The 457-nt window shown below is 42.7% G+C and carries 1 protein-coding gene; it reads right to left on the reverse strand.

Annotated features, from left to right (window positions below):
• Positions 1-457 (reverse strand): ABC transporter permease (locus A3761_RS07830; protein ID WP_156491733.1); only part of this gene is annotated, 457 nt, incomplete at both ends.

Consider the following 457-nt stretch of genomic DNA (forward strand, 5'->3'; position numbering starts at 1 on the left):
GTTAACCATATACAGTATAGGGTTAATTTGGGAGACCCCCTGCCAGAACTCAGGCAACAAACTGATACTATAAAAAACACCCCCCAAGTAAGTAAGTGGCGTCAATATAAACGTTGGCACTATCGATATGTCATCGAATTTTGTCGCATAAATCGCATTGATAAAACCGCCTATCGAGAACAGGATAGCCGTCAGAATAACAATGCTGGCCGTTACGGCGATATTTTCAACACGTAAATCGGTAAAACCCAGCGACAGTAGTGTCACGATCAGACCAACAGATATACCGCGACCAACACCGCCCATCACATAACCGGACAAGACTACCCAGTTAGGTACAGGTGAGACCAGAATTTCTTCAATGCTATGTTGAAACTTCATGCTAAAAAAAGAGGACACTACGTTAGCATAGGAGTTAGTAATCACTGACATCATGATTAAGCCGGGAACAATAAAG

Source organism: Oleiphilus sp. HI0123, assembly GCF_001635315.1.